General features: G+C 70.9%; 16 protein-coding genes. 9 read left to right on the top strand and 7 right to left on the bottom strand.

The window, feature by feature from the left end; genetic code table 11:
- Positions 1–107: 107 nt before the first annotated feature.
- From murJ to KBX71_RS13335, 7 genes are all read left to right on the top strand, one after another.
- Complete coding sequence (murJ, locus tag KBX71_RS13365; RefSeq protein WP_210818229.1) at positions 108–1859, top strand: murein biosynthesis integral membrane protein MurJ; 1752 nt, start codon at positions 108–110, stop codon at positions 1857–1859.
- Positions 1860–2304: 445 nt separating this feature from the next.
- On the top strand, positions 2305–3912 hold the full coding sequence (locus tag KBX71_RS13360) for a protein kinase family protein (RefSeq protein WP_210818228.1): 1608 nt from the start codon (positions 2305–2307) through the stop codon (positions 3910–3912).
- A gap of 43 nt (positions 3913–3955) precedes the next feature.
- Positions 3956–4672 carry an RNA polymerase sigma factor SigM gene (gene sigM / locus KBX71_RS13355; protein WP_210818287.1) on the top strand — a complete coding sequence of 239 codons (717 nt, stop codon included), beginning with the start codon at positions 3956–3958 and terminating at the stop codon, positions 4670–4672.
- The gene (locus tag KBX71_RS13350; protein WP_210818227.1) at positions 4669–5679 is read left to right on the top strand and encodes a hypothetical protein; all 1011 of its coding nucleotides are present in this window, start codon (positions 4669–4671) and stop codon (positions 5677–5679) included. Before sigM ends, KBX71_RS13350 begins: the two co-directional genes overlap by 4 nt.
- A gap of 183 nt (positions 5680–5862) precedes the next feature.
- Complete coding sequence (gene trxB / locus KBX71_RS13345; protein WP_210818226.1) at positions 5863–6813, top strand: thioredoxin-disulfide reductase; 951 nt, start codon at positions 5863–5865, stop codon at positions 6811–6813.
- Positions 6814–6844: 31 nt separating this feature from the next.
- On the top strand, positions 6845–7168 hold the full coding sequence (gene trxA / locus KBX71_RS13340; RefSeq protein ID WP_030331849.1) for a thioredoxin: 324 nt from the start codon (positions 6845–6847) through the stop codon (positions 7166–7168).
- 171 nt (positions 7169–7339) lie between these two features.
- Positions 7340–8503, top strand: coding sequence for an N-acetylmuramoyl-L-alanine amidase (locus KBX71_RS13335; RefSeq protein ID WP_210818225.1), 1164 nt, complete (start codon positions 7340–7342; stop codon positions 8501–8503).
- A gap of 12 nt (positions 8504–8515) precedes the next feature.
- On the opposite strand, the gene KBX71_RS13330 is transcribed toward KBX71_RS13335, so the two are convergent.
- Entirely contained in the window at positions 8516–9181 is a 666-nt protein-coding gene (locus KBX71_RS13330) for a GNAT family N-acetyltransferase (protein ID WP_124819927.1), read from the bottom strand.
- Between the two features lie 295 nt (positions 9182–9476).
- Between KBX71_RS13330 and KBX71_RS13325 the strand changes: the two genes are divergently transcribed.
- Entirely contained in the window at positions 9477–10790 is a 1314-nt protein-coding gene (locus tag KBX71_RS13325; RefSeq protein WP_210818224.1) for a PLP-dependent aminotransferase family protein, read from the top strand.
- 7 nt (positions 10791–10797) lie between these two features.
- Positions 10798–11799: a D-alanine--D-alanine ligase gene (locus KBX71_RS13320; RefSeq protein WP_210818223.1), complete on the top strand. Its 1002-nt coding sequence runs from the start codon at positions 10798–10800 to the stop codon at positions 11797–11799.
- A 93-nt stretch (positions 11800–11892) separates the two neighbouring features.
- Here the strand turns inward: KBX71_RS13320 and KBX71_RS33685 are convergent, their stop codons facing one another.
- The 6 genes from KBX71_RS33685 to yidC form a co-directional block, all read right to left on the bottom strand.
- Positions 11893–12927: a hypothetical protein gene (locus tag KBX71_RS33685; protein ID WP_247683425.1), complete on the bottom strand. Its 1035-nt coding sequence runs from the start codon at positions 12925–12927 to the stop codon at positions 11893–11895.
- 1712 nt (positions 12928–14639) lie between these two features.
- Positions 14640–15653, bottom strand: a complete 1014-nt coding sequence (locus tag KBX71_RS13310) for a ParB/RepB/Spo0J family partition protein (protein ID WP_210818222.1) — start codon at positions 15651–15653, stop codon at positions 14640–14642.
- A gap of 27 nt (positions 15654–15680) precedes the next feature.
- A complete protein-coding gene (locus tag KBX71_RS13305; protein ID WP_307847056.1) occupies positions 15681–17006 on the bottom strand; it encodes an AAA family ATPase in 1326 nt (441 codons plus the stop codon).
- Between the two features lie 257 nt (positions 17007–17263).
- Positions 17264–17974, bottom strand: a complete 711-nt coding sequence (rsmG, locus tag KBX71_RS13300; protein ID WP_247683403.1) for a 16S rRNA (guanine(527)-N(7))-methyltransferase RsmG — start codon at positions 17972–17974, stop codon at positions 17264–17266.
- Between the two features lie 117 nt (positions 17975–18091).
- Entirely contained in the window at positions 18092–18709 is a 618-nt protein-coding gene (locus KBX71_RS13295) for a R3H domain-containing nucleic acid-binding protein (RefSeq protein ID WP_210818221.1), read from the bottom strand.
- Positions 18710–18923: 214 nt separating this feature from the next.
- Positions 18924–19913 (bottom strand): membrane protein insertase YidC, encoded by a 990-nt coding sequence (yidC, locus tag KBX71_RS13290; protein WP_210818285.1) that lies wholly within the window; start codon positions 19911–19913, stop codon positions 18924–18926.

Here is a 19913-nt window from a genome sequence, read left to right as displayed (position 1 = left end):
GCCGGGGTGTGATCCGATCCGCCGGGCGCGGGTAACGGGTGGGGGTTGACTATGGTCTGTGGCGTGCGGGTCGGTGTCCGACTCGACGTATCCCTGGGAGGCTGGAGATGAGCGGCGGGCTCTACCGCAGCGCCAACGCCGCGAACGATGGCGGCGCCGACGTCCGTCCCGGGGACGGCGCCACGTTCATCTCCGCCGAGCCGCTGAACCAGCCGGCCATGGAGTCGACCGCGCCGCCTCAGGAGCAGGTCGGCGAGGCGAGCGCTGCGACCAACAGCGCGGTGATGGCGATCGGCAGCCTGGTCAGCCGGGGCACCGGCTTCCTGCGCACGTTGGCATTGACCGCCGCGCTGGGTGGGGCGCTGGTGGGTGACGCGTACACCACTGCGCAGATCCTGCCCGGCATGGTCTACGAGTTCCTGCTCGGCGGCATCCTCACCAGCGTGTTGATCCCGGTGCTGGTCCGTCGGCGCCGAGTCGACACCGACGGCGGTCAGGCGTACGCCCAGCGGCTCTTGACCCTCGCGGTGCTGACCCTGGCGGGAGCAGCTCTGCTGGCCGTGCTGTCGGCCGGCCTGCTGACCAAGCTCTACGCCGGCGACAACACGGGCGACGATTTCCGGGACCTGGTCAAGGCACTGTCGTACCTGATGTTGCCGATGATCTTCTTCACCGGCCTCAGCGCGCTGATCAGCGCCGTGCTGAACACCCGGGGGCACTTCGCCGCGCCGATGTGGGCGCCGATCCTGAACAACATCGTGGTGATCGCCACCGCGGGTCTGTACATCGCGATCTTCGGCGCGAAGATCGTCAAGCCGGAGGACATGACCACCGGCCGGATTCTGCTGATCGGTGGCGGCACCCTGGTCGGCGTCGCGATCCAGGCCGCCGGGCTGCTGCCGGCGCTGCGCAAGGTCGGCTTCCGCTGGAAGCTGCGCTTCGACTTCCGCGCCCTCGGGCTGCGCGAGCTGGGGCGTCTCGGCGGCTGGATGTTCTGTTACGTCGCGGTGAGCCAGGTCGGCCTGATCGTGCTGTTCAACCTGCTGAACCGGGCAGGTAAGGAGAACGCGGCCGGTCCGTTGATCTACAACAACGTGTTCCTGCTGCTGATGATGGCGCACGGCATCATCGCCGTTTCGATCATCACGGCGCTCATGCCGCGGATGAGCGCGGCCGCCGCCGACGGCCGGTACGCCGACGTCGCCGCCGACCTGTCCCGGGGCACGCGCACCGTCTCGGCGGTGCTCGCCCCGATCGCGGTCTGCTACGCGGTACTGGCGACTCCGCTGGCCGTGACGCTGTTCCGCTACGGCGCGTTCACCGACGAGAACGCGGCGGACACCTCGCTGGTGTTGCTCCTGGCGGCGCTGGCGTTGGTGCCGTTCGCGATCAGCCAGCTCTTCACCTTCGCCTTCTACGCCCTGCCGGACACCCGCACCCCGGCGCTGATCAACATTCCTGTGGTGGCCTTGCGGATCGGCGTGCAGGTGGTGCTCTACGTCGCCTTCGCCGCCCACTTCGCCGCAGCCGGGATGATGATCGGCAACGCCGTGTCCTACCTGGCGGCGGCCTTCGCCTCCGCCTGGTTGCTGCGGCCTCGCGTGGGCCGGATCGGGATGGGCGCCATCCTGCGCACCCTCGGCCGGGTGGCGGTCGCCGCGTTGGGGGCCGCCCTGGTCGGCCTCCTCGTCGTGAGCCTTCTGCCCGGCGGCGACCGGCCAAGTTGGATGCAGGCTGTCGTGCAACTCGTGATCGGTGGCGCGGTGATCGGCGGGACCTACCTGGGCCTGGCCATGCTGCTGCGGATCGGGGAGATCACCGAGGTGGTCGGAATGGTTCGCCGCCGCCTCGGTCGCTGAACGCCAGCTTCTGATTACAACAAGTTGACACGCATACGGACCGTCACCGCGCTTCACCAGGCTGGGGACGCTCCTGTGGATAACTCCGCGATTCGCCGGTCAGCTACCGCTTCAGCCTGTGGATAACCAACCGTACGGCTGAGGGTGGCGACCCGATCGGTGGGAACGTACGAGGCAGCGCGAGCGCCACGCCAGCCCAGCCCCGGCGTCGGTCACTTGCGGTGAAGCCGTAGATTAGCTAGTACATGTGCCAGCAACGTGGCTGACAACGGTCGTAACCGGACGAGTTCACCGACTGCCGGAACCCCGCCAGGTACGGCGGGAAGATGACATGTCGGAGAGACGGGCAACCCGGGTAAGGTCGCTCTCGACGGGTACGGCAGGGGCCGACGCTGGGCGTCGACACCGGTCGGCCGGTTCCTTCAACGGCAGAGCGGGAAGCCACATGCCCAGCAGTTCGGGTTCATCGATCGACACGATCACCGAGGGAGGACGGGTGACCCAGGTCGGCGAGGGTCAGGAGGCGGACGAAAGCGCTCCTCCGGTAATGACCTTCGGTGCTCCCACGGCCGGTGAAGTCCTCGCCGAGCGGTACGAGCTGGTTGAGCACATCAACAACGACAGTGCGGGTCGGCTGGTCTGGCGCGGGGTTGACGTCATCCTGCGCCGTCCCGTTGCCGTGGTGCTGCGTTACCCGGGTGGCGACTCCGCCACCGAGATGCTTCAGGCCGCCGTCGCGGCCAGCCGGGTCATCCACCCCAACCTGGTGGGAGTCTACGACGCGATCGACGAGGCCGACCGGGCGTACGTGGTGCGCGAGTGGGTCGACGGGCAGTCCCTGCGGGACCTGGCGGCCGACGGCCCCCTGGACCCGGCTCGGGCCACCGCCATCGGCAACGCCGTCGCGAGCGCGCTCGCCGCGGTACACGCCACAGGCATGGTGCACGGCAACGTCCACCCCGGCACCGTCATGATCAGTGACGAGGGTCGCGTGGTCCTGGCCGACGCCCGCACCGACGGCGCCGACAGCCAGGAGAACGACATCCGGGCAGTGGGCGGTGTCCTCTACTTCGCGCTGACCGGTTCCTGGCCGCACGCCGAGGCACCGCTTCGCGGTGCCACCGCCGGCCACGGCCGCGCCGCCATCCCGGACGCTGTTCGGGACGCCGGGGGCGCCATCGCTGCGCCCCGCCAGGTTCGGGCGGGCGTTCCGGCGTACCTGGACGACCTGACCATGGATCTGCTCGACGCCGAGATCGCGCCGCCGTCCTCCGACGTGCTCGCCGCCGAGTTGGCGCGGCTGGACGTGCCGGCCGAGGACGAGCACTACCTCGACAACAGCGGCCCGCTGCGGTTCGCCGCCGAAACCGGGGAAGAGCCGTCGCCGCTGGCCGCGGCCGGGGGTCGCAAGGTCGCCGTCGGCATCGCTGGTCTGCTGGCCGTCGCCCTGGTCGGTCTGCTGATCGGGATCATCGCGCTGGGCGGCGACGACAAGGACCCGCAGTCCAACCAGGTCGCCGCGCCGACCCCCAGCGCCCCGGCCGGTGATGCCACCCCGGCCGCCACTACGGCCCGCAAGCTGACGATCAAGAACGTCCGGATCATCGACCCGGACAGCAAGAACCGCACTGAGCTCGACGGCGCCGAGAAGGTCATCGACGGTGACGAGGACAAGGGCTGGGAGACCGAGACCTACCGGGATCGGCCCAACTTCGGCAACCTGAAGAAGGGCATGGGCGTCTGGATCGACCTCGGCGAGCCGCACACCGTCAAGTCGGTGCAGGCAGTGCTGTCGGCCACCAACGCGTCCGCCCAACTGCTCGCCGGCACGACCAACCCGGCGTCCAGCTCCAACGGCGACAAGCAGTTGGTCGCGAGCTACAAGACCGCCATCGGTCAGCCGTTCGAGGACCACGACGGCACCACCATGACGTTCAACGGCTTCGACGCCGACCAGAAATACCAGTACCTGCTGTTCTGGATCACCGAGTTGGCTCCGGCCGAGGGCGGGTTCAAGCTGGGGGTGCAGGAGATTACGGTCCAGGGGTCGTGAGCCGGGCACCACGATCCGGGCGCCGCATTCGCTGGACGCGGTGATGGACGGGCGCGCCGCCGCACGAGATCTGGAGCTGCTACGCGCACACGTAGCCGGAGACCGGGACGCCTTCGCCGAGTTGTTCCACAGGCACCGCGACCGGTTGTGGGCGGTGGCCCTACGGACGCTCGGCGACCGCGAGGAGGCAGCCGACGCACTCCAGGACGCCCTGCTGTCGGCTCATCGGGCGGCGGCCCGGTTCCGCGGTGACTCCGCCGTCACGACCTGGCTGCACCGGATCGTGGTCAACGCCTGCCTGGACCGGATCCGACGCCGGCAGGCGCACCCCACCGTGCCACTGCCGGACGGCAACCGGGGCGAGGACGGATCGGGCACCGGCGGGCTGGAGCCGGTGGCACCGGCAACGGACCACGACACCGTGCTGGTGGTCCGCGAGGCGCTCGCCGCGCTGCCCCTTGAGCAACGCGCCGCGCTGGTGCTGGTCGACGTGCAGGGCTATCCGGTCGCCGAGGTCGCCCGCATCCTCGGCGTCGCCGAGGGGACGGTGAAGAGCCGGTGCGCCCGAGGTCGGGCGCGGCTGGCCGTGCTGCTCGGGCATCTCCGCCCCACTGCCGTCGCGACGCCTTCGACCCGAGCGGCCCCTGCCGCCCCGATCACGGGCGTGCCCGGCGTCACGCCAGGGAACCCCGGCCAGGTGGAGGGCGTCGGATCGGGGTCGGGCCGGTATCGGCGGGACGCCAACCAGGAGGACACGTGACGACCGAGGGGTTCCGGGAGGTCGACTCCGACCTCCTCGCTGACTACCTCGGCGGGGCGTTGGACGGCACCCCGCAGCAGGACGAGGTCGCCCGGTTGGTCTCCGCGGACCCGTCCTGGGCCGAGGCGTACGCGCTGTTGGCCCCCGCCGTGACCGAGGTCCGGACGGACCTGACCCGCTGGGCCGAGCCGTCCCCGGAGATGCCGTCGGCGATCACCGACCGTCTCCTGGCGGCGCTGGCCTCCGCGGAGCCGTCGAACGACACCTCGACCGAGGACGCGCCCAGCGTCGATCCGAACGGCGACGCGGCGACGTCGTTGGTCGTACCGGCGCAGGGCGGGGCCGGTCACCGGCCGGTCGTCCGCACGCCCGCCGGGTCGGGGCGCGGGGCATCCACCGGTCCGGGCCGCCGCCAGCGCGGCTGGGCCCGCCGTGGCGCACCCGTGGCCGCCGCCGCGATCGCCGTGATCGCCGTCGCGCTGGGCCTCAACCAGCTGTCGATGCGCGCGTCGGACGACTCCGGCGCCACCAATGCCATGAATCGGCCGGCCAGCGCGCCCGAGGGCGTCGCGGGGGCCGAGACGGTCCGCACCACCGGACCGGCACTGCGCAGTGGTACGAACTACACCCCACAGACCCTCGGCAACGGCTACGGCCCGGGCGCTCAGAGCGCACCGGCTGCCAGCCGGGCGACCGGCAACACCCCCGGCGAGCAGCCGAAGGTGGATGCCGAGGGCGGGCGCCGTCCCTCCCCCGACGGGTCGGACCAACTGGCCCGGCTGACCGACGAGAACGCGTTGACCACCTGCCTGGCCAGCATCGCGGCGGAGCACGGATCCGCCCCACTGGTGGTCGAGGTGGTGGACTACGCGCGGTTCCGGGGCGACCAGGCGCTGGTCATTCACTTCACCGATGCGACCGGAGCCCGGTGGGCCTGGGTGAGCGGCCCGGAGTGCGGAGTGCCCGGGTCCGGCTCGGACAGCCGGTATTCGGCGCGGGTAGGGTGAATCCACGGTCAACGGCACGATGACCGCCCACGTGACCTGACCCACCGGATGCCCGGCTCGGGAATCCCCGGTTCGTACGATGACGTTCTGGAAGTCAGCTGCCGACCCCACCCAGGCGTCGGCGACTCGGATCAGCATCGGTGCTCGCGCCGACGCCGAACACACACAACTCGGGAGACGGCAGTGGACGAGGTCCGCAACCTGATCATCATCGGCTCCGGGCCGGCCGGCTACACAGCGGCGGTCTACGCCGCACGTGCCAACCTGAAGCCGCTGATCATTGAGGGCGTGCAGTCCGGTGGCGCGCTGATGACCACGACCGAGGTGGAAAACTTCCCCGGCTTCGCGGACGGCATCCTCGGCCCCGAGCTGATGGACAACATGCGCAAGCAGGCCGAACGGTTCGGCGCGGAGTTCCTCACCGACGACGTGACCCGGGTCGAGCTGGTGGACACCGGCGACGCCGGCTCCGGCGCGGTGAGCACCGTCTGGGTTGGCGAGACCGCCTACCGGGCGCGATCCATCATCCTCTCCACCGGTTCGGCCTGGCGTCCGCTGGGCGTGCCCGGCGAGCAGGAGTTCCTCGGCCACGGCGTCTCCTCCTGCGCCACCTGCGACGGCTTCTTCTTCCGCAATCAGCACATCGTGGTCGTCGGCGGCGGCGATTCGGCGATGGAGGAGGCCAGCTTCCTCACCCGCTTCGCGGAGTCGGTGACCATCATCCACCGCCGCGACTCGTTCCGGGCCAGCAAGATCATGGCCGACCGGGCGCTGAGCAACGAGAAGATCAAGGTCGAGTGGAACAGCGCCGTCGAGGAGATCCTGGGCGACGACGGCAAGGTCACCGGCGTACGGGTCCGCAACGTGCACACCGGTGACACCAAGGTGTTGGACGTGACGGGCGTCTTCGTCGCCATCGGTCACGACCCCCGCAGCGAGCTCTTCCGTGGTCAGGTCGAGATGGACGACGAGGGCTACGTGAAGGTCCAGGCCCCCGGCACCCGCACCAACGTGCCAGGTGTCTTCGCCGCAGGTGACCTGGTCGACCACACCTACCGTCAGGCGATCACCGCGGCCGGCACCGGTTGTGCCGCCGCGCTCGACGCCGAGCGGTTCATCGCGACGCTCAGCTGAAACAAGAAACACATCCCGGAGGAGGGGCATAGTGGGAACAACCAAGGCGGTCACCGACAAGAGCTTCGTCGCTGACGTGCTGCAGGCCGACAAGCCGGTGCTTGTGGACTTCTGGGCGGAGTGGTGCGGGCCGTGCCGCAAGGTGTCGCCGCTGCTCGAGGAGATCGCCCGGGAGATGGGTGACCAGGTCACCATCGTCAAGCTCAACATCGACGAGAACCCGGAGACCGCTCGGGCCTACCGGGTGATGTCGGTGCCGACGCTCACCGTCTTCAAGAATGGCCAGCCGGTGCAGTCGATCGCCGGCGCCAAGCCGAAGGGCGAGCTGGTCCGGCTCATCGAATCGGCCCTCTGACCAGCAGAAACATCAACCGAGCCCCGTACCCGCTCGTCGGGTGCGGGGTTCGGCGTCTTCTCCGCCGCACCGTCGACGTATTTCTCGGCCCCAGCCACCTCGCCGCCCCGGAGCGCATAGCCTCAAGCCTGGGCCGCCCGGCCAGCCAGCGTCGTGCAGAGGGGGTCGTGCGTGCGTCCAATCCGACCCGGTGACCGGGGACCCGCGGTCACGGAGATCCGTACCATCCTGACCGGCCTCGACCTGCTCGCCGCCGCGGGCCCGCAGACCGACGAGTTCGACCTCGACACCGAGCGGGCGGTCCGCGCGTTCCAGCAGTCGCGAGGGCTCAGCGTGGACGGCCGGGTCGGCGCGGAGACCTGGCGCGCCCTGGATGCCGCCCGCTGGCGGCTCGGCGCCCGCACCCTCTACCACGCGGTCCCCGAGCCGCTCACCGGCGAGGACGTCCGGTCACTGCAGGAGCGCCTGCTGGAGATGGGGTACGACGTGGGCCGCGCCGACGCCATCTACGGTGTCCGGACGTCCAGGGCGGTAGCCCAGTTCCAGCGCGAGGTCGGGCTCACCCCGGACGGTTCCTGCGGCCCACACACGATGAACGCGCTCCGACGGATCGGCCGCAAGGTGGTCGGCGGCCGCCCCCAGTGGCTCCGCGAGTCCGACGCGATCCGGCAGTCCGGGCCGGCGCTGGTCGGCAAGACCGTCGTCATCGACCCGGGGCACGGGGGCACCGACCCCGGGATGGTGGTGCCCGACGGCCCACTGCGCTGGACCGAGGCGGACCTGGTGCACGACCTGGCCAGCCGACTGGAGGGGCGGCTCGCCGCCTCCGGGGTGCGGGTACAGCTCACCCGGGGCCCGTCGCCCGACAGCTGCCTGCCGGACACCGACCGCGCCCTGCTCGCCAACTCGCTCGGCGCCGACGTGTTCATCTCGCTGCACCTGGACGGCCACGCCAACCCGGATGCGGACGGCGTCGCGACCTACCACTACGGCACCGACAACGGGGTGACCTCGGCTACCGGCGAACGACTGGCCGGGCTGGTACAGCGGGAGATCGTCGCCCGCACCGGGCTGCGGGACTGCCGTACCCACGCCAAGACGTGGGAGCTGCTGCGACTCACACGGATGCCCGCCGTCCGGGTCGAGGTCGGCTATCTCACCTCGCCGACCGACCGCGCCCAACTCGTCGACCCCCGGTTCCGGGACCGGGTGGTGGAGGCGATCGTGGCCGCGGTGCAGCGGATGTACTACCCGATCGAACGAGACGTCCCGACCGGCTCGCTCGACGTCAGCGAACTGCGCGCCGTCGTGACCGCCGGCACTGTGGTCGACTGATCCGCCGACGCGTCAGCCGTTGGTGGAGCGGGTGGCCGGGGCGGGACGGACCGGCCGAAGCAGGGTCTCCGGGCTCATCGACCCGAGCAGCTTCTCCAGCGCGTACTCGACGTCGGACTTCCAGCTCAACGCCGTACGCAGCTCAAGGCGCAACCGAGGGAACCGCGGATGCGGCCGGACGGTCTTGAAGCCCACGGAGAGGAAGAAGTCGACAGGGGCCACGCAACCGCCGGCGGGGTCGTCCGCGTCGCCGAACTTCGCGTCGCCGAACGCCTCGATGGCCTTGATCCCGCGCTTGGTCAGATCCCGGGCGACACCCTGCACCAGCATCCGGCCCAACCCGCCGCCGGCGAACGCGGCGACCACGTTGGCGGTCATCAACAGTGCCGCGTCCGCCGAGACCGGTGAGGTCGGGAACGCCATCGAACGGGGCACGTAGGCGGGCGGGGCGTACATCACGAAGCCGGCCGGCATGCCGTCGACGTACGCGAGTTTGCCGCAGGAACCCCACTCCAGCAGCGTCTGCGAGACCCACGCCTCCTTTTCCAGGCCCGGATCGCCGGCGGCACAGGCCCGGTCCGCGGAAACCGGATCGAGCTCCCAGTAGACGCATTGCCGGCACGGGCGCGGGACGTCTTCCAACGTGTCGAGGGTCAGGCTGACCAGACGTCGCGACATATGGCGCATCCCCACAATAGGCTCGGTGGTGAGACCGGCATGGAACGACAGCGCCGCCTTCCTGCCCCCGACGAGCGATCGTACGCCGCCGATCGGCGATACGGGAGGGGACGCGCAAATGCCCACCGCAGCGGGGGACGCCGAGGACGGTCCGCCATGTGGTCGATCTGCCTCGGCGCGGCAGCAGCACGGGTCTGGCGGACTACGATCGACAATCGGTGTGCCCGCCGCCATGGTCAGCGGTGTGCGGGGTACCCGGGGCGGGAGCCACCCGAGCAGCGATCGAGGTGAGGTCATGACCGGCACGACACTCGACGACTACACCGACCGGTACGCCCGGCGGGTACGCGGGATGACCGCCTCCGAGATCCGAGCATTGTTCGCGGTGGCCAGTCGCCCGGAGGTCGTCTCGCTCGCCGGCGGCGCACCGTACATCGCCGCCCTTCCGCTGGACGCGGTCGGTGAGATGCTCGGCCGGCTCGGTTCCGAGCACGGCGTGACCACCCTTCAGTACGGCATCGGGCAGGGCACCCTCGAGCTGCGCGAGCGGATCTGCGAGGTGATGTCGCTCTCCGGGATCGACGCCGCGTGCGGCGCCTCCCCGGAGGACGTCGTGGTCACCGTCGGCGGGCAGCAGGCACTGGACCTGGTGGCCCGGCTCTTCCTCGACCCCGGTGACGTCGTGCTCGCCGAAGGTCCGACGTACGTCGGCGCGCTCGGCGTGTTCCAGGCCGCCCAGGCGCAGGTCGTCCACGTACCGATGGATGCGGACGGGCTGATCCCGGAGGCGCTGGAGACGGCCATCGCCGACCTGGCCCGCGCCGGCCAGCGGGTGAAGTTCCTCTACACGATCCCCACCTACCAGAACCCGACCGGCGTGACGCTCAGCGAGGAGCGCCGGGAACGGGTGCTCGACATCTGCGAGCGCGCCGGTCTGCTCGTCGTCGAGGACGACCCGTACGGTCAGCTGGGGTTCGAGGGTGAGGCCCCGGCCCCCTTGCGGGCCCGCCGCCGCGACGGCGTCTTCTACCTCAGCACGTTCTCCAAAACCTTCGCCCCCGGGCTGCGGGTCGGCTGGATCCTGGCGCCGCACGCGGTCCGCGACAAACTGGTCATCGCCAGCGAGGCGCAGATCCTCTGCCCCAGCGGTTTCGCCCAGGCCGCGGTGGCCACCTACCTGAGCACGATGCCCTGGCGGCAGCAGCTCAAGGTCTACCGCGAGGTCTACCGGGAACGCCGCGACGCCCTGCTCGACGCGATGGCCGACCTGATGCCCGAGGGCACCAGCTGGACGACACCGGCCGGCGGTCTCTTCGTGTGGGCGAGCCTGCCCGACGGGCTCGACTCGAAGGCCATGATGCCGCGAGCGGTCGCCGCCCGGGTCGCCTACGTCCCTGGCACGGGCTTCTACGCCGACGGCACCGGCACCGACGCCATGCGGCTCAACTTCAGCTTCCCGCCGCCGGAGCGGATCCGCGAGGGAGTCCGCCGGCTGGCCGGTGTGATGGAGCAGGAGATCGCGACGCGCAGGGTCTTCGGTGCCGTGGGTGGCGCCGCCGGCCGACGCGGCCGGGCCGGCTCCGACGTGCCCGGGCCCGACTTGGCATGATGCCGGCATGGCTACGACCGCCGAGCACCTCCTCGTGAACGATTCCGCCGTCTCGGCCGACCTGCGCGTCGTGGTGCTCGCGGGCGGGCTCTCCTACGAACGGGACGTGTCGTTGCGTTCCGGTCGTCGGGTGCTCGACGCGCTGCGCGCCGTCGGGGTGGAGGCCGAGCTGCGAGACGCGGACGTGGCCCTGCTACCGGCGCTCGCGGCCGACCCGCCGGACGCGGTGGTGATCGCGCTGCACGGCGCGACCGGCGAGGACGGCTCACTGCGCGGGGTGCTGGATCTGTGCGACATCCCGTACGTCGGCTGCGACGCTCGGGCCTCCCGGGTCGCCTGGGACAAGCCCTCGGCCAAGGCGGTGCTCCGCGAGGCCGGCATCCCCACCCCCGACTGGGTGGCGCTCCCGCACGACCGCTTCTCCGAGCTTGGCGCTGTCGCCGTCCTGGACCGGATCGTCGACCGTCTGGGCGTACCCCTGATGGTCAAGCCGGCGCAGGGCGGGTCCGGGCTGGGCGGGGCTGTGGTCCGGGACGCCGCCGCGCTGCCCGCCGCGATGGTCGGCTGCTTCGCGTACTACTCCACGGCGCTGGTGGAGCGGTACGTGCCGGGGATGGACGTGGCGGTCTCCGTCGTCGACCTCGGCGACGGCCCGCAGGCGCTGCCGCCGGTCGAGATCGTGCCGCGCAACGGCGTGTACGACTACGCCGCCCGCTACACCGCGGGGCGGACCACCTGGCACGCCCCGGCCCGGCTGGACCCGGAGGTGGCCGCCACGGTCGCTGACGTGGCCCTCGCCGCGCACACCGCGCTCGGTCTACGGGATCTCTCGCGCGTCGACGTGATCGTGGACTCCGCCGGCCAGCCGCACGTGCTGGAGGTCAACGTCTCGCCGGGCATGACGGAAACCTCACTGCTACCGCTCGCCGTGCAGGCGGCCGGGCTGGACTTCGGCCGGCTCCTCGGCACCCTGGTCGCCCGAGCAGCGGCCCGCCTCACCACTCACTGACCCACCCGCCAAACCCGTCGGCCGAGCGGCACCGCCGCGGGGGTCGAACCATGAGGTTGGCATGTCGGAGCCAACCTCATGGTCGGTTCCAGATCAGCGGCTCGCGCGTACGTCGGGTGCGTCGTTGCCGTTGGTGGGCGCGGCTGCGCCCAGAGTGGTGCTGCCTCCGACGCCGCTCTCGGGGGCGTTCTTCCTGACGGCCTCCCCGGCGGCGTCTCCATCGTCGGTGGCGGAGGCAGCCGGGTCGGCGGGACCCGAGGGAGCATCGTCGGCGATTCCGCCCGCCTGATCGACGTGAGGCTCGTCGGGAGGCGTTCCTGCCGCGCTGACGCTGCCGTTGGGCTCCTCCGCCGTGGTCGCTGCGCTGGCGGACACTGCGCTGGCGGACACTGCGCTGCCGGATGCGACGGTGGTGGAGTCCCGGGCGGTGGAGCCCGGGGTGCCGACGGTCGGGGTGCCGGCCAGGTTGGTGGCGGATGCCGTCCGGGCAGGCTCAGTCGCCGGACCGGTGACCGTCGCCGTCCGAGCAGGTTCAGGCGTCCGGTCGGCGACGGTGGTCGCCGTCGAGTCGGCGTCCGTGTCCGGGACCGGTGCGGCCTCGGGCGCGCCGTCGACGACTGTCTGATCGGAAGTGGAGTCGAGCGCCGGCTCCGGGATCTCCTCCGCCGCCTCGATGACCGAGACTGCCTCCACCCCGGCTGCTGCCGCTGAGGCAGCCTCCGCTGCGGCGGCGGCATCCGCGGCGGCGGACTGCGCCAGCAGACTGGACGGCGCCTGCCACTGGATGCGGGGCGGCTCGGCGAGCGGACGGCCACCGAACTCGGCCAGCCAGGCGGCGACCAGCGCCAGGTTCTCCCGCCACTGCGCCTCGGAGATCGGCGGCAGGATCGAGTCCCACAGGGACAGGAACGTGCCCCGCAGCTGGAGGCGGCCGTACGGACGGGCGAGGAACCACATGTGCAGATGAGCCGAGCCGTCGCCCCAGCGATTGACGTGCACCCGCGCCACGCCGTCGAGCGACCGGATGGCCCGCTCCAGACGTACGGTCATCACCCCCAGCTCGGCGGCCAGCAGGTTCGGCAGGTCACCGAGGTCGAGGTGGGTCCGTGATTCCAGGATGAGCACCATGGGCAGGCCGGTGGGCCGGTCCATGGCGCGGACCCGCCATCGCTCGCCCACCCAGATGTAGGCGTCGTCGGGTGCGTTGCAGGCGGTGCATTCCCGGAGACCCTCGCCCTTCCGGGGCGGTTCGACCGGGACCGGATCATCGAGTTGCTTCACGTGGAGGTCACCCTCGAAGGGAAATGACGGCCACTGGGTGAAGTCCGGGACTGAGGGAGGGGTGTCGTGCACGACGCTGACCCTAACCGAGTCTGGCACCGCTGTCCCTACCTGTTTGAACGGTCCCGGGCCACCGGATCGGCACTCGCCGTCGGCCGGGCCAGCGTGGTCACGCGGGCACCGAGAGGCGATATCCACAGACTGCCGAGATCCTGAACACAGGCCGTCATCCACAGGCTCACACCCGCTCCCACGCGCTGTTTCACGTGAAACGGGGGGTGCCTGTGGACAACCGGTGTGGATAACTTTTTGGCCGGTCGGTCGTTGTCCGCGAACCGGCAAACCGGCGAGATCGATGGCCACCGGGGAGGGCGCCGACGGGCGCGCGCGCCGATCGCATCGCATGGCCTCCAGCCGCCCTGGCAGACCACCCGCCGACCGACCACTCGCTGCCTCACCGGGCACGCGTCGGCGTTGCCGGCTGGCCCGCTCGCCAAGCTGCGTCAGCGCGGATCCTCGCCCCGCGCTCCATGGATGTCCGGACGCTCTGGACGCCCGAGGGCGGAAGGTCGAACCACCAGCACCACCGTCCCCTGTCCGCAGCAGCGACTTCGCTTGACCGCCCGCGGGTTCGATCGGCGACAGGCAGCCGGCACCTCTGTTTCACGTGAAACCGGGCACCCGGGCGGCGACGCCGGGCGGGCGAAACGGCCGACGTCGCAGGGTTGGCTCTGACGCTCGGGCCGCTCCGTCCTGACGGACCCCACAGCATGTCTCCGGCGAGCCCGAGGCAGGACAGCGAAGGCGCGTTGGGGGCCACTCAGCGGCTCGCTGGCGCTTCGGCCGACGCAGGGGGTGGTTGCGGTCGAGTGGACCATTCCGGGGCCTTCTGCGACGCGCGTGGGGGCTTCCTCCAGCCGCGCACCGCCCGCGCTCGTCTCCAGTCACCCGCGAGCGCGCCCGCCGCGCCCGCCGCGCACCGCCTGCGCTCGTCCCCAGTCACACCCGCGAGCGCGCCCGCTGCGCCCGCCGCGCACCGCCTGCGCTCGTCCCAGTCACCCGCGACCACACCCGCCGGCCCGCGGTTCACGGCCGCCTGCGTTCGTCTCCAGTCACCCGCGACCGCACCCGCCGGCCCGCCGTTCACCGCCCGCATTCACCGCCGTCGCCCGCCACCGAGCCCCACCGCTCACCGCCCGCGCCCACCTCGCCGCCGGCCCGCCGTCTGCCACCCCGCCCATCCGCCGTCCGCCGTCCGCCATTCGCCATCCGCTACCCGCCGTCCGCTACCGGCGTGCCTGCACGCGCCTGCGGATCGCGCTTCCGGACGTGCCGGCGGCAGCGCGGGCTGGCCGCCCCCGCACTCTGGCGGTCCGCATCCTTGCGGTCACGATGACGCCGGGCTGGCCGAGCGAGTCGAGGAGGACGCCGTTCAGTCGGGCACGCCGATTCCGCTGATGCCGTGACAGTCGCCTGTTTCACGTGAAACAGGCGACGACCGGGAATGCAGAACGGCCGCGCCCCCTCTGGGTGCGCGGCCGTAGGCGAGAGGACGGGGCTCAGTCCCCGCTCTCCTCCTGCTGCACGCCGATGATCCCGACGATCCGTTCGAGGTCGTCCACAGTCGCGAATTCGATCGTGATCTTGCCTTTGCTCCGGCCGATGTCCACCTTCACTCGGGTGTCGAACCGGTCGGACAGCCGATCGGCGAGATCGGTCAGGGCCGGCGCGTGCGCCTTGGGTCGCCGCTTCGCGGCCTGACCCTTCGCCGGTCCGTCGTTCAGGGCCAAGGCCACGATCTCCTCGGTCGCCCGAACCGACAGCCCCTCGGCCACGATCCGCAGGGCCAGCTGTTCCTGCGCCTCCGCCTCGTCGAGGCTCAGCAGAGCGCGGGCGTGTCCCGCCGACAGGATGCCGGCGGCGACCCGGCGCTGCACCTGTGCGGGCAGATTCAGCAGTCGGATCGTGTTGGAGATCTGCGGGCGACTCCGGCCGATCCGGCGGGCCAACTCCTCGTGGGTGGCTCCGAACTCCTCCAGCAGTTGCTGGTAGGCGGCGGCCTCTTCCAGAGGGTTGAGGTTGGCCCGGTGGATGTTCTCCAGCAGCGCGTCGCGGAGCATGGCGTCGTCGCGGGTGTCCCGAACGATCGCCGGGATGCTCTCCCGCCCCACCGCCTGGGCGGCCCGCCAGCGCCGCTCGCCCATCACCAGTTCGTACTTCTCGTCGTCGAGTTGCCGAACGACGATGGGTTGCAGGAAGCCGACCTCCTGGATCGAGGTCTTCAGCTCCTCCAGTGCCTCCTCATCGAAGACCTGGCGGGGCTGCTTGGGGTTGGGCATGATCGCGTCGACCGGGATCTCGGCGAATCGAGCACCGGGCACCGGGCTCAGCACGGGCTCCGGCTCGCGGGCTGGCGCTCCGGCGGGCACCGCAGCGACGGCGTCGGTGCCGCCGTCGTCCAGGTGCTCGTTCTCCGGCTCGGCCGTGGCGGTGCCAGCGGCAGCCGGCGCCGGCCCGGTCGGGATCAGCGCCCCCAGGCCCCTACCCAGACCGCCCCGAGGACGGTTCTTCATGCCACGCCTCCCAGCGACTTGTCCGCACTACGCATTCCGGCCCACCGGCTCCTTGACGCCCCGCTCGGCGATCTCCTGGGCGGCCTCGAAGTAACTCGTGGCGCCCCGCGAACCGGGATCGTAGGTCATCACCGACTGGCCGTAGCTCGGCGCCTCGGAGACCCGGACGTTGCGGGGGATGACCGCCTGGAGAACCTTGTCGCCGAAGTGGTTCCGGACGTCCTGCTCGACGGCGTCGGCCAACCGGGTGCGACGGTCGTACATGGTCAGCAGGATGGTGGAGACGTCGAGCTTCGGGTTGAGGTGTTGGCGTACCAGGTTGATGTTGTTGATCAGCTGGTTGAGCCCTTCCAGCGCGTAGTACTCGCACTGGATCGGGATCAGCACCTCCTGCGCGGCAACCAGGGCGTTGACCGTGAGCAGACCGAGTGAGGGCGGGCAGTCGATGAAGACGTAGTCGAACTCGCCCGGGTAGGCGGCGATCGCCCGGTCCAGACGCGACTCCCGTGCCACCACCGACACCAGCTCGATCTCCGCGCCGGCCAGGTCGATGGTCGCGGGTACGCACCAGAGGTTGGGGATGCCCTCGACCGCCTGTGCCACCTCGGCCAGCGGCACGCTGTTGATCAAGCAGTCGTACACGTCGGGGATGCCGGCGTGGTGCGGGACGTTGAGCCCGGTCGAGGCATTGCCCTGCGGGTCGAGGTCCACCACGAGCACCCGGTTGCCGTGCAGGGCGAGCGCCACCGCAAGGTTGACGGTGGTCGTGGTCTTACCCACGCCGCCCTTCTGGTTGGCGACGGACATAACCCGGGTCCGGTCCGGTCGAGGCATGGTCACCTCGCCACTGGGATTCAGGATCTGCACGGCGCGCATCGCCTCCATAGCCAACGGTGGGTCATCCTCTTCGCGCGTCGGGGTTTCACGTGAAACGTACGTGGGGTCGGCCGCCACGGCAGCCAACGACTCGGTCGAAGCGACAGGCGCGTCGGCGACCACCGGCGCGGCGTCCCGAACGACGGCCGCGGTGGGTTGGTGCGGAACCGCCGGCTCGAAGCGAACCGCAGCGGCGGTGTTGCGGCGAGCCGAGGTCGATCGCACCTCGGCGGCGTTGACCGGTCGACTCGACGCCTCCGGCGGCCGACGAACACTCGCCGGCTCCGGAGTGGCCGAGTCCTCCGGCCGCCCGGAGCCCAACGCCGGGTCGAGCCCTGCCGGTGGATCGCTGTCGTTAGGTCGGGTCGATGGCCCGGTCGCGCCGGGCGACCAGCTCGGGTAGTCGGTTTCACGTGAAACGGGATCGCTTGTCGACCCGGTCACGCGTGGATCGTCGTACCTGCCGTCGTCATGCACCTGTCATCCCTGCCCGCTTCGGATGGTCGGTCCGCGCCCCGGTCAACTTGGCCACATCCACGTCCGCAACCCGGAGCGTACGGCCCACGGGAGCGGTCGGAGACCCGCGACGTCCGTCACCCCGCTCCACACTATCGACGCGCGGTCAGCCTACGGCGGACGGGCGCGGCCGGTCCACGTCGGGTTCTCATCCCCTCGTCCATCCGTACCGGTACAACGAGGCAACCCACCGGCCGGAAGCCCGATGGCGCGAAGTGTCACCCTCGGCGGGAGCGTCCGCCCCGAGCGCGCTTCTTCGCCGCCGGGCGGGCGGGGCCGACCATCCGCTCGCGCACGATCTCCACGACGGTGGTGGGTGGATCGAGCACCCCGACGCCGCAGAGCTGCACCGCCGGCTCCCCGCCGCCGAGTCGCGCCACCACCTCGGCGTGCTCCTCGATCTCGGCGGCGGCGGACGACCCCTTGAGCGCCAGCAGACGGCCACCGCGAACCGCCAGCGGAAGGCTCCAGCCCGCGAGCCGGTCCAGGGGCGCGACCGCGCGTGCGGTCACCACGTCTCCGCTGATCGGCTCTCGGCCGCTCGATCCGCTGGCTGCCTCGTCGGCCCGGCCGCGGAACACCCGCACCGACTTGGCCAGGCCGAGCCGCTCGACGACCTCGATCAGGAAAGACGTCCGTCGGGCCAGCGGCTCGATCAGGGTGACCGTGAGGTCGGGGCGGGCGATGGCCAGGACGAGACCCGGCAGACCGGCGCCGGAGCCGACGTCGAGGACCGTCGCGCCGGACGGGATCCGCTCCGCGACCGCGGCACAGTTGAGCAGGTGCCGATCCCAGATGCGGGGGGCCTCCCGGGGGCCGATCAAGCCGCGGACCACGCCGTCGGTGGCCAGCAGTTCGGCGTACGCGGCGGCCAGATCGAGACGATTGCCGAAGAGTGTGAGCGCGGCCGGAGCCAGCTCGGGCGGCAACGCCGCGTCGGCCGGTGACGGGGCGGTGTCGCGTCCGGCCGCATCGGCATCGGTATCGGTATCGGTAGTGGCGGGCCGGACACGGCGTCGGCCGTGATGTCGTCGTGGGTCACCCGGTCAGTCCGCCGGCCGGACGATGATGCGCCGGTTCGGCTCCACACCCTCGGACTCGCTCGCCACGCCGGACATGGCGTTGACGACGTCGTGCACGCACTTGCGCTCGAACGCGGACATCGCCTCCAGGCGAACAGGCTCGCCGTACTCCTTGACCTTCTCGACGGCGTTCTTGGCGACCGCGGCGAGTTCCTTGCGGCGGTTCGCCCGGTAGCCGCCGACGTCGAGCAGCAGACGGCTCGGCGTACCGGTCTGCCGGAAGACGGCGAGGCGGGTCAGCTCCTGGAGCGCCTCCAGGGTGGCCCCGCGCTGACCGACCAGATTCTGCAGCCGCTCGCCGACCACCTCGACCATCGGACGGCCGGCGGCGACCAGTTCGTCGATGTCGCCGTCGTAGTCGAGGATGTCGAGCAGGCCCTCGACGTAGTCGGCGGCGATCTCGCTCTGCCGGAACAGGTCGCCCTCGCCCACAGCCTTCTTCACCCGGGTGCCAGCGGCGGAGTCGGTGTCGTCGTCCGCCTCGGTGTCATCGGCTTCGGTGTCGTCGCCGTCCACCGCGAGCGTGGTGGTTTCCTCCTCGTCCAGGGACTGCTCGACGCGGGGGATGCTGGTCTCGGTCACGGTCTCATCTCCGTACTCGCTCGGCCGGACCGTCGGGTCCGACTGGTTTCCCGGGGCCGGCGGGAGGTCGCCGGTGCCCACGGGCACGTCTGTACGGGCAGTGTCGCCCGTGGCCGCGCGGTGCGCGGTCGGTTCTCCACCCGGCGCCGGCCGTACGGCGGCTGCGCGGTGCGGAACGGGCCGCCGCCGGTGATCCGGCGGCGGCCCTCGCAGGTCAGCCCTGCCGCTTGGCGGGGCGGCTCTTCTTCGGGTTGTTCGTCGGCTTGGCACCCGGCTTCGGCCCGGCCACCTTGGGCGCGGCGGCCTTCACCGGTGCCGGCGGGGCCGTCTTACCACGGCCGAACAGGCCACCGGACTTGGCGGGCTGCACGGGGTTACGGGTGGCGGCGGGGGCGACGGCCTTCTTGGCGGTAACCGGCGGCGGGAACTTCCGCAGCACCCACTGCTGCTGGCCGAGGGTGAAGAGGTTGTTGGTGACCCAGTAGATGATGACGCCGATCGGGAAGATCGCGCCGGAGATCAGCAGCGACGCGGGGATGCCGTAGAGCATCAGTCGCTGGATCATCCGCTGCTGCGGGTCTTCCGCCCAGCCGGTCTTCAGGATCATCTGACGGCTGGTCAGGTACGTGGTCGCGATCATCACCAGCACCAGGACACCAGCAATGATCTTCACGGTGTTGCCGTTGGCGCCGAGGCTGGCCAACTCGTCGGCCGTGGAGCCGAACTTGCCGGCGATCGGGGCGGTGAAGAGCTTCGCCTGCGAGGCGCTCTGGAACTGGTCGGCGGTCCAGCCGTAGAGGGTCTGGTTCGGCTTGTCCGGGTCGAGCCGGCGCAGCACGTGGAAGAGGCCCAGGAAGACCGGGATCTGAAGGAACATCGGAAGGCAACCCATCAACGGGTTGGCCTTCTCCTTCTTGTACAGCTCCATCATTTCTTTCTGGAGCGTCTCCCGGTCACCCTTGTGCTTCTCCTGAAGCTCCTTGACCTTGGGCTGGAGCGCCTGCATCGCCCGCTGAGACTTGATCTGCTTGACGAAGACCGGGAACAGGATCACCCGGACGGTGACCACCAGGAAGATGATGGACAGGATCCAGGCGAAGTTGGTGCCGATCACCGCGCCGACGGGCACTCCGATGGCGTCCCAGGCAGAGTGCCAGGTCAGCAGGATCCACGAAATCGCGTAGTAGATCCAGTCGAGACTCAG

The organism is Micromonospora sp. D93, assembly GCF_018070365.1.
In the GTDB taxonomy this organism is placed as follows: domain Bacteria; phylum Actinomycetota; class Actinomycetes; order Mycobacteriales; family Micromonosporaceae; genus Micromonospora; species Micromonospora ureilytica.
The sequence above is the reverse complement of the archived record's forward strand: the minus strand, read 5'-3'. Positions and strand labels throughout refer to the sequence as shown.